7 protein-coding genes, 2 tRNA genes and 2 rRNA genes are annotated in these 14,491 nt (G+C 58.8%); 3 read left to right on the top strand and 8 right to left on the bottom strand.

The window, feature by feature from the left end; genetic code table 11:
• Window positions 1-188: 188 nt before the first annotated feature.
• From ETW24_RS04630 to ETW24_RS04595, 8 genes are all read right to left on the bottom strand, one after another.
• Window positions 189-3,032: ribosomal RNA gene (locus ETW24_RS04630) — 23S ribosomal RNA — on the bottom strand.
• A 435-nt stretch (window positions 3,033-3,467) separates the two neighbouring features.
• Window positions 3,468-3,544 (bottom strand) — tRNA-Ile (locus tag ETW24_RS04625).
• Window positions 3,545-3,687: 143 nt separating this feature from the next.
• Window positions 3,688-3,763, bottom strand: a tRNA-Ala gene (locus ETW24_RS04620).
• A 165-nt stretch (window positions 3,764-3,928) separates the two neighbouring features.
• Window positions 3,929-5,394 (bottom strand): 16S ribosomal RNA (locus ETW24_RS04615).
• The 16S and 23S rRNA genes sit together here with 2 tRNA genes alongside, the layout of an rRNA operon.
• Window positions 5,395-6,341: 947 nt before the next feature.
• Window positions 6,342-6,725, bottom strand: a complete 384-nt coding sequence (locus ETW24_RS04610; protein ID WP_129369970.1) for a carboxymuconolactone decarboxylase family protein — start codon at window positions 6,723-6,725, stop codon at window positions 6,342-6,344.
• 1 nt (window position 6,726) lies between these two features.
• Complete coding sequence (locus ETW24_RS04605) at window positions 6,727-8,181, bottom strand: aldehyde dehydrogenase family protein (RefSeq protein WP_129369969.1); 1,455 nt, start codon at window positions 8,179-8,181, stop codon at window positions 6,727-6,729.
• A 5-nt stretch (window positions 8,182-8,186) separates the two neighbouring features.
• Window positions 8,187-9,287: an aromatic ring-hydroxylating oxygenase subunit alpha gene (locus ETW24_RS04600; RefSeq protein WP_129369968.1), complete on the bottom strand. Its 1,101-nt coding sequence runs from the start codon at window positions 9,285-9,287 to the stop codon at window positions 8,187-8,189.
• On the bottom strand, window positions 9,284-10,171 hold the full coding sequence (locus ETW24_RS04595) for a MurR/RpiR family transcriptional regulator (protein ID WP_129369967.1): 888 nt from the start codon (window positions 10,169-10,171) through the stop codon (window positions 9,284-9,286). Before ETW24_RS04595 ends, ETW24_RS04600 begins: the two co-directional genes overlap by 4 nt.
• A gap of 70 nt (window positions 10,172-10,241) precedes the next feature.
• On the opposite strand from ETW24_RS04595, the gene ETW24_RS04590 reads away from it, so the two are divergent.
• From ETW24_RS04590 to ETW24_RS04580, 3 genes are all read left to right on the top strand, one after another.
• Window positions 10,242-12,701: an FAD-dependent oxidoreductase gene (locus ETW24_RS04590; RefSeq protein ID WP_129369966.1), complete on the top strand. Its 2,460-nt coding sequence runs from the start codon at window positions 10,242-10,244 to the stop codon at window positions 12,699-12,701.
• A 98-nt stretch (window positions 12,702-12,799) separates the two neighbouring features.
• Window positions 12,800-13,882 carry an alcohol dehydrogenase family protein gene (locus ETW24_RS04585; protein WP_129369965.1) on the top strand — a complete coding sequence of 361 codons (1,083 nt, stop codon included), beginning with the start codon at window positions 12,800-12,802 and terminating at the stop codon, window positions 13,880-13,882.
• Entirely contained in the window at window positions 13,879-14,487 is a 609-nt protein-coding gene (locus ETW24_RS04580; protein ID WP_129369964.1) for a dimethylsulfonioproprionate lyase family protein, read from the top strand. Before ETW24_RS04585 ends, ETW24_RS04580 begins: the two co-directional genes overlap by 4 nt.
• Window positions 14,488-14,491 lie beyond the last annotated feature (4 nt).

The following is a 14,491-nucleotide window of genomic DNA, read 5'->3' as shown; positions in this document are numbered from 1 at the left end:
AAGGCTGGCGAGCGGCAGGCAGCGTATTTGCTTCAGCAAATGCGCGAGATGCCGCCCGGTTGCTGTGTCACCGCCGGGTGGCGGCAGGCACGTGCAACTTGCGTCGGTTACAATCAACGTTGTCCAGGTCTTGTATTATGGGATGTGTTTGCTTGTTTGGTTTTGAGTAACACTGTCTGTTACTGGATCAAATCAAGCCTATCGGGCGATTAGTACCGGTCAACTGAATGCATTGCTGCACTTACATCTCCGGCCTATCGGCGTGGTGGTCTTCCACGGCCCTCAGGGATACCTTGTTTTGAGGGGGGCTTCCCGCTTAGATGCCTTCAGCGGTTATCCTGTCCGAACATAGCTACCCTGCACTGCTGCTGGCGCAACAACAGGTCCACCAGTGGTTCGTTCACCCCGGTCCTCTCGTACTAGGGGCAACTCCTCTCAAGTATCCTACACCCACGGCAGATAGGGACCGAACTGTCTCACGACGTTCTAAACCCAGCTCACGTACCTCTTTAAACGGCGAACAGCCGTACCCTTGGGACCTGCTCCAGCCCCAGGATGAGATGAGCCGACATCGAGGTGCCAAACACTGCCGTCGATATGGACTCTTGGGCAGTATCAGCCTGTTATCCCCGGCGTACCTTTTATCCGTTGAGCGATGGCCCTTCCACTCGGGACCACCGGATCACTATGGCCGACTTTCGTCTCTGCTCGACTTGTCAGTCTCGCAGTCAGGCTGGCTTCTGCCATTGCACTCAACGAGCGATTTCCGACCGCTCTGAGCCAACCTTCGCGCGCCTCCGTTACTCTTTAGGAGGCGACCGCCCCAGTCAAACTACCCGCCACGCAGGGTCCCGGATCCGGATAACGGACCGCGGTTAGATATCAAGAGTGCGAAGGGTGGTATCTCAAGGGAGGCTCCACCGCGACTTGCGTCACGGTTTCGATGCCTACCACCTATCCTGCACATCACAATCCTGATACCAGTGCGAAGCTGTAGTAAAGGTGCACGGGGTCTTTCCGTCTAACCGCGGGAAGCCTGCATCTTGACAGGCAATTCAATTTCGCTGAGTCGATGTTGGAGACAGCGGGGAAGTCGTTACGCCATTCGTGCAGGTCGGAACTTACCCGACAAGGAATTTCGCTACCTTAGGACCGTTATAGTTACGGCCGCCGTTTACCTGGGCTTCAATTCGGAGCTCTCACCCCTCCTTTTAACCTTCAGGCACCGGGCAGGCGTCAGACCCTATACGTCGTCTTGCGACTTCGCAGAGCCCTGTGTTTTTAATAAACAGTCGCCACCCCCTGGTTTGTGCCCCCGGATTCCACTTGCGTAGGACCCGGGCCTCCTTCTCGCGAACTTACGGAGGTATTTTGCCGAGTTCCTTCAACATCGTTCTCTCAAGCGCCTTGGTATTCTCTACCTGTCCACCTGTGTCGGTTTAGGGTACGGTCTGATGGAGGGCTATTTCCAGGGACTGATCAGCAGCCCATTCAATCCGATAAGGATGAACTACCTTCACAATCCGTCACATCCTCCTGGCCCACGAATATTAACGTGGTTCCCATCGCCTACGCCTTTCGGCCTCGGCTTAGGGGCCGGCTTACCCTGCTCAGATTAGCTTTAAGCAGGAACCCTTGGACTTTCGGCGAGAGTGTCTCTCACACTCTTTGTCGCTACTCATGTCATCATTCTCACTAGTGATCTCTCCACGGGATCGCTCACGCGCCCGCTTCATCGAAAGCTCCTTGCGTCCAATTCTTCCCGCAGGAAGATAAGGACGCATGGAACTATGTCACACTACGCTCTGCTACCATGCACTATGTGCATCCTCGGCTTCGGCTCATGGCTTGAGCCCCGTTACATCTTCGCCGCAAGACATCTTGATTAGACCAGTGAGCTGTTACGCTATCTTTAAAGGATGGCTGCTTCTAAGCCAACCTCCTGGTTGTTTTGGACGTCTCACCTGCTTTCCCACTTAGCCATGAATTGGGGGCCTTAGCCGGAGGTCAGGGTTGTTTCCCTCTCCACGACGGACGTTAGCATCCGCCGTGTGTCTGCCATCTAGTACTCCCGGGTATTCGGAGTTTGGTTAGGATCAGTAAGCCTGTGGGGCCCCATTACCCATCCAGTGCTCTACCCCCCGGGGTATTCGGATGACGCTCTACCTAAATAGATTTCGCAGAGAACCAGCTATCTCCGAGTTTGATTGGCCTTTCACCCCTAGGCACAGCTCATCCCGATCCTTTTCAACGGATGTGGGTTCGGTCCTCCAGTGCGTGTTACCGCACCTTCAACCTGGCCATGCCTAGATCACTCGGTTTCGGGTCTGATCCCACAAACTCATTCGCCCTATTAAGACTCGCTTTCGCTGCGCCTACACCTAACGGTTTAAGCTTGCTTGTGAGACCAAGTCGATGACCCATTATACAAAAGGTACGCTGTCAGCCCTCAAGGGGCCTCCAACTGATTGTAGGCGTTCGGTTTCAGGTACTGTTTCACTCCCCTCGCCGGGGTGCTTTTCACCTTTCCCTCACGGTACTGGTTCGCTATCGGTCAGTAAGGAGTACTTAGCCTTCGGAGGTGGTCCTCCGATCTTCAGACAGAATTTCACGTGTTCCGCCCTACTTAATACGTCCCTCAGAGCTTAGAATACGGGGCTGTCACCCGCTATGGCCATGCTTCCCAACATGTTCTTCTCACTCATCAGGCTCGGCTGGTCCGCGTTCGCTCGCCGCTACTAACGGAGTCTCTATTGATGTCCTTTCCTCCGGGTACTTAGATGTTTCAGTTCCCCGGGTTTGCTCTTATAAACCTATGTATTCAGTCTATAAGTACCTGGTTAAGCCCATTATAAGCAGCCATCCGGAATGAACCGGCGGCTATTATAACAAACTTTCAGGTGGGTTCCCCCATTCAGAGATCTTGGGATCAAAGCCTATTCCCGGCTCCCCCAAGCTTATCGCAGGGTATCACGTCTTTCATCGCCTCTTACTGCCAAGGCATCCACCAAACGCCCTTCTCGCGCTTGATTTGATCCAGAAAAAGAGAGTGTTCTAAAACACGCTCAGCTGCGGAAGCTGGTAAGAAACCGCAGCATGTTTTCCTGAACCAAAAAGCAAACTATCCCGCTCCCGGCCACAATTGCGACCAGGAACTTATTGCATGATCGTGCGATCATGCGGGTTCAAATCCTTGCGGATATTGAACCGGGTTAGTGTACTTGACTTGGACAACACTGTCTTTTCAATCAGGCAGACTTCAGGACGTCTGAGGAAACATGACGTATTCTGAAGCTCGCATCCCGTCCCGAAGGACAGTCAGCACCTGACTGAGGTCAATCCCACACTCGGGCGACCAACAGTCTTGTTGATTGTATCTCTCTTTACGATGTCAATTTCCGTCCGATTGGACGGTTAAACACTGCACAGTGCTTAACGGTCAAATCGTATCGCCACTCCCAGGGAAGTGGTGGGTCGAGGAGGACTTGAACCTCCGACCTCACGCTTATCAGGCGTGCGCTCTAACCACCTGAGCTACCGACCCGGTTTTCGTTTTGCTTCAGCAAAACAAAATCAGTGGGCGGCAGGGTATTGCGAAGCAATGCCCGCGAGCAGCACCCGGCAGTTATGTCACCAAGATCCTGCAAGACCCGGCTGCCGCCGAATGTGGTTCAAGGTGCCAATGCTTGGTGGAGCCTAGGAGGATCGAACTCCTGACCTCCTGAATGCAAATCAGGCGCTCTCCCAGCTGAGCTAAGGCCCCTTGCTGAACCCTGGCAGCGCCAGGATCCGATATGACTGAAGAGATATGAGGACGGTCCGGTCCAAGAAACATCTTGCGATATTTCCGATGCGGGCAGCTTTGTTTGCTGCCCATGCTAAGTGTTCCACGAGATCAGCACGCTGATCTGGCCAGGAACATCCTTAGAAAGGAGGTGATCCAGCCGCAGGTTCCCCTACGGCTACCTTGTTACGACTTCACCCCAGTCGCTGAGCTCACCGTGGTCCGCTGCCCCCTCCGAAGAGGTTGGCGCACGGCCTTCGGGTAAACCCAACTCCCATGGTGTGACGGGCGGTGTGTACAAGGCCCGGGAACGTATTCACCGCGTCATGCTGTTACGCGATTACTAGCGATTCCGACTTCATGGGGTCGAGTTGCAGACCCCAATCCGAACTGAGACAGTTTTTTGGGATTAACCCATTGTCACTGCCATTGTAGCACGTGTGTAGCCCAACCCGTAAGGGCCATGAGGACTTGACGTCATCCACACCTTCCTCCCGCTTATCACGGGCAGTTTCCCTAGAGTGCCCAGCCGAACTGCTGGCAACTAAGGATGTGGGTTGCGCTCGTTGCCGGACTTAACCGAACATCTCACGACACGAGCTGACGACAGCCATGCAGCACCTGTCACCTGGTCTCTTACGAGAAAGCTGAATCTCTCCAGCGGTCCAGGGATGTCAAGGGTTGGTAAGGTTCTGCGCGTTGCTTCGAATTAAACCACATGCTCCACCGCTTGTGCGGGCCCCCGTCAATTCCTTTGAGTTTTAATCTTGCGACCGTACTCCCCAGGCGGAATGCTTAATCCGTTAGGTGTGTCACCGAATAGCATGCTACCCGACGACTGGCATTCATCGTTTACGGTGTGGACTACCAGGGTATCTAATCCTGTTTGCTCCCCACACTTTCGCACCTCAGCGTCAGTATCGAGCCAGTGAGCCGCCTTCGCCACTGGTGTTCCTCCGAATATCTACGAATTTCACCTCTACACTCGGAATTCCACTCACCTCTCTCGAACTCAAGACCAGGAGTTTAAGAGGCAGTTCCAGGGTTGAGCCCTGGGATTTCACCCCTTACTTTCTGGTCCGCCTACGCGCGCTTTACGCCCAGTAATTCCGAACAACGCTAACCCCCTCCGTATTACCGCGGCTGCTGGCACGGAGTTAGCCGGGGTTTCTTTACCAGATACTGTCATTATCATCTCTGGCGAAAGAGCTTTACGACCCTAAGGCCTTCATCACTCACGCGGCATGGCTGGATCAGGCTTGCGCCCATTGTCCAAGATTCCCCACTGCTGCCTCCCGTAGGAGTCTGGGCCGTGTCTCAGTCCCAGTGTTGCTGATCATCCTCTAAAACCAGCTATAGATCGTAGACTTGGTAGGCCGTTACCCCACCAACTATCTAATCTAACGCGGGCCGATCCTTCTCCGATAAATCTTTCCCCCGAAGGGCGTATAAGGTATTACTCACCGTTTCCAGTGGCTATTCCTTAGAGAAGGGCACGTTCCCACGCGTTACTAACCCGTCCGCCGCTCCCTCCGAAGAGAGCGCTCGACTTGCATGTGTTAGGCCTGCCGCCAGCGTTCGTTCTGAGCCAGGATCAAACTCTCAAGTTGAAAAGCTGTTGCCAGCTTATCCTTGACGTTCGAACCTCTGCACATCACTGGTTGCTTTAACAAAACGCTCAAACACGGGGGCTTGAGACGCCTTGCGATCCGACCCGGCTAGGAACCGGAACTGCAACCAATTATTCTCTGTCTGTTGTGCTTGGTTTCAAAAGAAACCGAAGCCGAACAAGACAGTGAAGCTGACACTCAATCATCGGAAGCGAACTTCCTATGAGCGTTGATATACAGACGTTGATCCATCGAAACGAACCAAACCGCCCACATATCTCTTCAGTTATCCATCAATGTCAAAGAGCAGCACCAAGAGGCCAAAAACAAGACCGATGCGCCAGTATTCCCCAGCGCGCCCGCCTGTCAGATCTATCAAAGTGCCTCAGTCTCTCCTGAGCGTCCGGCCGCCTCTCCAGCCCGTCCCACCGTCTCTCCGGTGTGTTTCCCGTCCCGTCCTGCGTTCCCGCCGTCCCGTCCGGTGTGTCTCAGCAGCATCTCGTCGCTGCCGGTGAGGGGGGTTCTAAGGTTAGACCAACAAACCCGCAAGCCAAAAAACAGCAAAAACCGAACTTTCCGAAGAGAAAAGATGAAAATAAAACAAAATCAACAGCTTACGCGTCAAAAAAGTCAGCAATACTGACCCGGATGCTGCGGCCGTAAACACCCCGGAACACCCAAAACACCCCGCCACAGGACTTACCCACAGACCAGCCCAGCTTATCCACAGACCCGCCGCCAGGAATCACAGCAAATCACCCCGGAAAACGAGTCGCCACGCCCGGAAACTCGACAATCCAGACAAAAAGGCCAACCAGCATCCCCCCACCCAGGTCCCTCCCGCTAGAACGGCTCAGCGGGAGCCGCAAAACAGCGAGGAGAACAGACCAAAATAAAAAGACGGCCCAAACAGGACCGCCTTTCAAATACCAACAATAGAATAAGGTTCAGTTCTGCTCTTCCAGAACCTTGCGGGCGGCCCGGAAGCATTCCAGCGCTTGCGGAACACCGCAGTAGATACCGATCACATGGATGATCGCCCGGATCTCCTCTTTGGTGACACCGTTGTTAAGGGCGCCGCGGCAGTGCAGCTCCCATTCGTGCATCTTGCCCAGCGCACCGATCATAGAGAGGTTCATCATTGACCGGGTCTTGGCGTCGATCACATCGTCGCCCCAGCCAAAGCCCCAGCACCAGGCGGTCATTGCTTCCTGGAAGGGCCGGGTGAAATCATCCGCCGCGGTCAGGTTCTTTTCGACATACTCGGCGCCAAGGGTTGCCTTGCGCTGCTCCATTCCCTTCAGGAACAGATCTTCGTCAAATGCGCTCATCTCAGCCTCTCAGTTTCATGGCGATGTTTTTGGTCTGAACGTAGTTCCACAGCGCCTCGCGGCCCTTTTCGCGGCCGTAGCCGGATTTGCCGTAGCCGCCAAAAGGGGTTTCGACCCCTCCGGCATACCATTCGTTCACAAAGACCTGGCCTGCGCGGAGCTGGCGGGCGCAGAGGGTGGCGCGGTCCAGGTCGCGGGTGAAGACGCCGCCAACCAGCCCGTATTCGGTGCTGTTGGCGATCGCGACCGCCTCGGCGTCGGAGCGGAACTTGAGCACCGAGAGGACGGGGCCGAAGATTTCCTCGTTGGCGATGCTGTCGTTCGGGGTGATGCCGGAGACGATGGCCGGGGCCAGGAACGCACCCGCATTGCCAACGGGCGTGCCACCGGTGGCAACGGTGGCGCCGTCTGCCTGCGCCTGCTGGACGATGCCCAGGGCGCGGTCGCGCTGGGGCATGGAAACCATGGCGCCCATGTTGGCGCCAAACTCCGGCCGGTCGATGCCAGGGCCAACGTTCAGACTGCTGGCCACATTCACCGCGCGCTCGACCAGCTCATCATGGCGGCTTTCGTGCACGATCACCCGGCTCATGGCGCTGCACACCTGACCTGCGTTGAAATAGATGCCCCAGCGGATGTCATTCTCAAACGCGTCGAGGTCGGCGTCCTCATGCACGATGGCAGCGGACTTGCCGCCGAGTTCCAGCACGCAAGGCACTACGTTCTGTGCCGCTGCGGTGGCGATACGGATGCCAGTGGGAACAGAGCCGGTAAAGACGATCTGGTTGACCTGGCTGTGACCGGAAAGTGCCGCGCCCGCTTCGTGGCCAAAACCGCAGAGGATATTGACTGCACCAGCCGGGAAACCGGCAGCCTCCGCCGCGCGGGCGAGCCAGGCATTGGTGAGCGGGGTGAGTTCCGGCGTTTTGATCACGCAAGCGTTGCCGGTGGCAAGTGCAGCCGACAGCGAGCGCGCCGTCATCTCCACCGGGTAATTCCAGGGGATGATCTGGGCGGAGACGCCCATCGGCTCATTCTCGGTCCAGTCAAAATAGCCGCCGCCCAGCGGGATCGAGCGGCCTTCGACAGTGCTGGCCTGATTGCCGTAATATTCGAAATAGAGGGCCGCGCCTTCGATCTCGATCCGGGCTTCCCAAAGCGGTTTGCCTTGTTCCAGCGTCAGGACGCGCGCGATCTCGTCGAGATTGTCCAAGAGGTAGCGACCCATCGCCTGCACCATGCGCCCGCGCGCAATCGGGCGCAGCGATGACAGCTCCCCTGACAGATGCAGCCGGCGGGCGGCCTGCACGGCACGGTCCACGTCGGCGGCATCAGCCAGCGCGTGCCGGGCCAGCAGTTCGCCATTCGCCGGGTTGGTGACATCAATCCACCCTGCCCCGCCGGGCACCAAGGCGCCGTCGATGTAGTTCAGCCATTCGGCATCTAGCTGTGTCATTTTCGTTAGGTCCCTGCTGCAAGATCATGGTCTGCCGCTTCACGCATCCACTTCTGAAGATGCAGGATTGAATGTTCCGAGTTCACTCCGCAAGAGGGATCAACCACCAAGGGTCCGGGAACATAGCCGCGGCTTTTGAGGCCGCGCTGCACGGATTCAACCAGGTGGATATCCTCCTCTACCGTGGTTGCCCGGTCCTGAACCGCCATCCGGCGCACGGTTTCATTGTCCTCGCCGCCGATGGAATACCAGCCGCGCCAGACCACCACGTGATCAGCGTCCACGGCCCGCCAGTGATAGGTGTTCAGCAGATTGCCCGGGTAGACCTGAAAGGAGAACATCGGCCAGAGGAACCAGCTGGAGTATTTCTCGTTGTTTTCAAAACCGGAGTTGATGTCATAAGTCATCTGGTCCAGCGAATTGCACTCAGTCGTGTGGCGCAGGCAATAGCCCTGGGGCTGGATGTCATAGGTTTCCGGCTTGATCACCCCAGTGGAGAAGGTCGGGTGGTTCAAGCTGCAGTGGTAGCATTCAGAGTAGTTCTCAACGGAAACTTTCCAATTGCAGGCCTCAGGGATACCCACCCATTCCAGCGGCTTCAGGTCCGCCCAATTGGGGACAAAGCTTTCAAGCTCAGCCCGCACATCCGGGAACCAGTCCTCCATCGGCCGCGCCTCCGGGTCGAGGTTCACAAAGATAAAGCCAAGGAAAACCTCGGTGCGGACTTCGGTCAGGCAAACCTTGGATTTGTCGAACCCCTGAACCGAATTGAGGTTCGGCCCGGCGCGCAGTTGGCCGGTCAGCTCATAGGTCCAGGCGTGATAGGGGCAGACCACAACCCGCGTGGTGCCCTCGCCCGAGACAAGCTGATGGGCGCGGTGCTGGCAGACGTTATAGAAGGTGCGGATTTCGCCATCGCGCCCCTTGATGCTGAACAGGTTTTCGCCGGCCATCTCAAATGCGAAATAGTCGCCGGTGTTTTCCAGCTGGCTGGCGTGGCCGGCAAACTGCCAGCTGCGCGCCAAAAGGCCCTTGCGCTCGGCCTCAAAGAGGACCGGGTCGATGTAATACCGCGCCTCAAGAGAATGGATCAGGGCTGCGTTCATTCAGGGTCCTCCGCGTAGATGCCCAGCTGGTGCCGGCGTTTGTGGAACTTCTCAACCCGCTCGACGATTTCCTCGCTGGAGACCGCAATCACAAAGGAGAGCAATGTTTCCAAGAGAGCGATCATCGAGACGGATGACGGGAAGAATTGCGGCGTGTCCACCGCGACAGTGAACCCATGGTCCGCATTGAGGATCACGGGGCTGGCGGGGCTATCGGAAATACCGACGATTATGACCCCTTGTTCGCGTGCTATCCGGATCGCCTCGATCACCTCGGCCCGGTAGGGGTTGCAGGTCATCGCGATCAGCACATCCTGGCCGTCCGCCCAGGCAAGATCATCCACCGCCGTCGAGCCGGGCCGCGGGATGGCGTGGAATTGCTTCATGCCGGTTGAGGCAAGATAGGTGAAATTGCGGGCATTGGCGTTATTGACGCCGACACCCAGCGTGAACACTTGGCGGGAATTCCAAATCGCATGCGCTGCTGCCTCCAAAGCGTTGGCGTCGATCCCTGCAAAGGTGTCTTCGATATTGCGGATCGCGGCACCAACCATATCGGCATAAAGCCCGCCCAGTTCACCGGACTTGGCCGTATCCTGCAGCCAGCGCGCCCGGTCCGGGAAGGACACCCCGCCCTTGCGTATCGCCTCGCGGAACGGGGCGCGGAAATCCTCGTAACCGTCAAAGCCCACCTGCCGCGCCATGCGGACAAAGGTGTTGGGCTTCACATTGGCAGCCTCGGCAATCTCGCGCACGGTGGAAACCCCCACATCGGCAGGGTTTTCCAGCACATAGCGGGCCGCCTTCTGGGCCTCGGGGGTCAGCGCATCCCACTCTTCCGTGAGGCGCTCCAAAACAGTCAGTGATACATTTGTGCCATTCATGATTGACGATGGTACAAATATGGAATTAGCCTGTCGAGCAGAAAAGCGCATTGCAATCAGGAACAGCGAAATGGCTGAAAAAGCATTCCCGGCACAGGCCCGTGTGGTCATCGTGGGCGGCGGCGTGATGGGGGTGGGCCTGGCCTATCACCTGGCGCATGAGGGCTGGGGCCCGGAGGTGGTTTTGCTGGAAAAGGCTGAGCTGACCTCGGGTTCGACCTGGCACGCGGCGGGCCAGATCACCCACTCCACCAGCTCCTTTGGCCTTGGCAAATGCGTGGATTACAACATCGGCCTCTATTCCGGAAAGCTGGAGGAAGAGACCGGCCAGGCGGTTACCTGGCACGGCTGCGGCTCCTTCCGCCTGGCCTATACCGAGGATGAGATGGACTGGCTGCGCCACACGCTGTCAGTGGGCCGTTCGCTGGGCTTCAACATTGAGCTGGTCGGGCCTGAGAAAGTTGCCGAGCTTCATCCCTTCTATAATCTCGAAGGGGTACTGGGGGCGCTTCATACCCCCGACGACGGCCATGTGGACCCGACCAACGTCACCATGGCAATGGCCGCAGGCGCCCGCCAGAAGGGTGCCCGCATCATCCGCCATTGCCGCGCCACCAACATCACCCAAGGACCGGGCGGCGAGTGGATTGTGGAATCGGAAAAAGGCACCATTCGCTGCGAGCATGTGGTCAATGCCGGCGGCACTTATGCCCGCCAGATGGGCGAATGGTCCGGGCTGCAGCTGCCGATGACCTCGATGACCCACCACTATTTTGTGACCGAACCGGTGCCGGAGTTCGAGGCACTGGACAAGGAACTGCCGGTGATCCGCGACGACAGACAGGTCTCCGGCTACATCCGCATGGAGCAAAAGCGCGGGCTGATCGGCATCTACGAGAAGGAAGGCAGCAACTCGGTCTGGCACGACCATTGCCCCTGGGAGTATGAGAACTGGCTGTTTGACGCAGATTACGACCGGGTGATGCCGTGGCTGGAGGAAAGCCTGAACCGGATGCCGGTCTTTGCTGACCTCGGCATCCAGCGCGAGGTGCATGGCGCGATCTCGCATCCGCCCGACGGCAACCCGTTGATCGGCCCGGCGCCGGGCGTCAAGAACTACTGGTGCTGCTGCGGCACCCAGATCGGCATCGGCTGGGGCCCGGGTCTCACCCGCGAGCTGGCCCGCTGGATGGTGCATGGCGCCGCCGATATCTCGATGCGCGACTACGACCCGCGCCGCTTTGGCTCCTATGCCACCAAGGACTGGCAGGTGACCAAGGCGCATGAGGACTACAAGCTGCGCCACGAGATCCCCTTCCCGCATTTCAACCGACTGGCGGGCCGCCCGATCAAACCTTCGCCGCTTTATGAGCGGCTGAAGGACAAAGGTGCTGTCTACGAAGAGGTCTTTGGCCACGAGCGTCCGCGCTGGTTTGCCAGGAACGGCGTGGAGCAACGCGACCACTATTCCTTCAAGCGCAACGAAGTGCATCATATGGTCGGCTTGGAGTGCAAGGCCGTGCGCGAGGGCGTGGGTATCATGGACATCTCCGCCTTCACCAAGGTTACGGTCTCGGGCCCCGGCGCCGCCGCCCTGCTGGACCGGCTGACCGCCAACCGCCTGCCGCAAAAGACGGGCGGCATCGCCCTCACCCACATGCTGAACCGCCGCGGCCGGATTGAGCTGGAAACCACCGTGGTGAAGCTGGCGGAGGGCAGCTACTACCTGGTCTGCGCCGCCTTCTTTGAACAGCGGCTGCTGGACCACCTGAACCAGAACCGCGCAGGTGAAGAGGTGGAAATCACAACGCTGTCCACCGATTGGGCTGCCATCGCTCTCAACGGCCCGAAAGCCCGCGAGGTCCTGGGGGCCTGCACCGATGCGGACCTGACAAACGCCGGTTTCAAATGGCTGACCGCGCAACAGATCGAAGTTGCGGGCCATAAGCTCCGGGCCTTCCGGATGTCTTATGCTGGCGAACTTGGCTGGGAGCTGCACATCCCGCGCGGCAGTGCCCTGGCGGTCTATGACGCGCTGTGGGCAGCGGGTGAGGCGCATGGCATTGCCGACTACGGCTCGTTTGCGATGAATGCGATGCGGATGGAGAAGGGTTTCAAGGGCGCGAGCGAACTCACCAACGAAGTGACCCTGGCCGAGGCGGACGTGCTTCGCTTTGCCCGCACCGACAAGGCGTATCTGGGCAAGGACAAGACGCTGAACGCAGCTGATAAGCCCTGGGTCTGCGCCTATCTGGAGATTGAGCCAGACGGCATCACCGACGGCCATGGCGGTGAAGCCGTCCTGCTGGAGGGCCAGGTCGTGGGTTCCACCGCCTCGGTCGCCTATGGCCATACCGTCGGCAAGATCCTAGCCTTTGCTTATCTAAAACCGCACGCCAATGTGCCGGGCACGCAGATCGAGGTGATTGTTGCCGGAGAGCCGCGCAAGGGCCGGATCCTGGGCGCCCCCGCTTATGACCCCGACAGCCTGCTGCCCCGTAGCGACGCGGAACGCACTCCGGCAGAATGAGCAAACAACAGGCCCCCTTCATCTTTTCAAAAATACTCCGGGGGAGCCGAAGGCGGGGGCAGCGCCCCCTCCCCATAGCCAATAGGGAAACACAAAAAATGACCCTGCCCGACACAATGAATGCGATGGTTCTGACCGGCCACGGCGGTCTGGACAAATACGAATGGCACCAGGACTGGCCGGTGCCGCAGCCGGGTCCAATGGAGGTGCTGATCAAGGTCGGCGCTTGCGGGCTGAACAACACCGATGTGAACACCCGATCCGGCTGGTACTCCAAATCAGTCAAAGGCGCCACCACCGGCGGCGCCTTTGACGAAGTGGGCGAGGACGACCCGAGCTGGGGCGGCCGCCCTCTCACCTTCCCGCGCATCCAGGGGGCCGACGCGGTCGGCGAAGTCGTGGCCGTCGGCGACGGTGCCGATCCAGCCCTGATCGGGAAGCGTGTCATGGTCGGCGGCTGGGTCCGCGACTGGGACGACCCCGAGAACAAAGACAAGGCCGGATACTTCGGCTCCGAATGCGATGGCGGCTTTGCTGAATACACTAAGGCGGATGCGCGCGGTGTGGCGGTGGTCAAAAGCCCCCTCACCGATGCGGAGCTGGCGACTTTCTCTTGCTCTTATGTCACCGCCGAAGGGATGCTGAGCCGGGCGGGCGTGGACACCGGTGACACGGTACTGATCCCCGGCGCCTCGGGCGGGGTTGGCGGTGCGCTGATCCAGCTTGCCAAGCGCCGCGGCGCGCGGGTGATCGCGATGTCCCCGGAAGCCAAACATGCAGAGGTGGCCGGGCTTGGCCCCGACCTGATCCTGCCGCGGTCGCCGGAAAACCTGCGGGCTGCGCTTGGCGGCGAAAAGGTCACCGTGGTGGCCGATGTGGTCGGCGGCGCGGCCTGGCCCAAGCTGATCGGCGTGCTGGAGCGCGGCGGCCGCTACACCTGCTCCGGCGCGATTGCCGGACCGTTGGTCGAGCTGGACCTGCGCACCTTCTACCTGCGTGACCTGACCTTCACCGGCTCCACCGTAACTCCGCACCGCAACTTCACCGACGTGGTCTCCTATATCGAAAAGGGCGAAATCAAACCGGCACTGGCCGCAGCCTATCCGCTGTCGGACCTGAAAGAGGCGCAGGCCGCCTTCATCGCCAAGAAGCACACCGGCAATATCGTGGTGCTCCCATGAGCCGGGTGCTGTTTGATAAGGCGCTAGAGGCCGCCAAGGCCTACCATGCGGCGCTGCCCGCAGCAGCTGAATTCCAGCCCTGGCCCGATGACATCACTTGGGCAGGTCGCGCAGGCCATCAAATTCCCGGCGCAGAACTTGTGCAATCCGACCCGGGTTTTGCTGCCAAAGGCATCCCGGCAGAGGCGGAGGTGCGCGCTCTGCAACAGGCGATCATGGCGCTGGCTCCGCACGCGGAATGGCGCCTCACCTATACCGAGGAAGAAGTCGGCAAGGACTTCCTGCAGCGCTATGGCTGGTTTGAGCTGGTGGGCCCCACCGGCCACTTCCATTCGCAGCAAAGCCGGATGACAATCGGCTACTGGGGGCCGGGTCTCAACTATCCCTGGCATCAGCATGGGCCGGAAGAACTCTATACGATCATCTCCGGCAGTGCCGACTTCATGGCCAAGGGCGAGGAAGTCCGCCGGCTGGTGCCGGGCAGCACCAAGATGCACGGGCCCGGCCAGCCGCATGCGATGATCACCAACGAGCATCCTATCCTCTGCTTCGTGTTCTGGCGCGGCGAGGGGCTGGCGGATGATCCGGCAATGTCCCCGGGCTGACCAC

The organism is Leisingera sp. NJS204, from assembly GCF_004123675.1.
Lineage (GTDB): Bacteria > Pseudomonadota > Alphaproteobacteria > Rhodobacterales > Rhodobacteraceae > Leisingera.
The sequence above is the reverse complement of the archived record's forward strand: the minus strand, read 5'-3'. Positions and strand labels throughout refer to the sequence as shown.

Bases quoted from the DNA above. Each gene is read 5' to 3' on its own strand.
- ETW24_RS04580 (WP_129369964.1), top strand. From the start codon at position 13,879: ATGAGCCGGGTGCTGTTTGATAAGGCGCTAGAGGCCGCCAAGGCCTAC.
- ETW24_RS04605 (WP_129369969.1), bottom strand. From the start codon at position 8,181: ATGACACAGCTAGATGCCGAATGGCTGAACTACATCGACGGCGCCTTG.
- ETW24_RS04595 (WP_129369967.1), bottom strand. From the start codon at position 10,171: ATGAATGGCACAAATGTATCACTGACTGTTTTGGAGCGCCTCACGGAA.
- ETW24_RS04590 (WP_129369966.1), top strand. From the start codon at position 10,242: ATGGCTGAAAAAGCATTCCCGGCACAGGCCCGTGTGGTCATCGTGGGC.
- ETW24_RS04600 (WP_129369968.1), bottom strand. From the start codon at position 9,287: ATGAACGCAGCCCTGATCCATTCTCTTGAGGCGCGGTATTACATCGAC.
- ETW24_RS04585 (WP_129369965.1), top strand. From the start codon at position 12,800: ATGACCCTGCCCGACACAATGAATGCGATGGTTCTGACCGGCCACGGC.
- ETW24_RS04610 (WP_129369970.1), bottom strand. From the start codon at position 6,725: ATGAGCGCATTTGACGAAGATCTGTTCCTGAAGGGAATGGAGCAGCGC.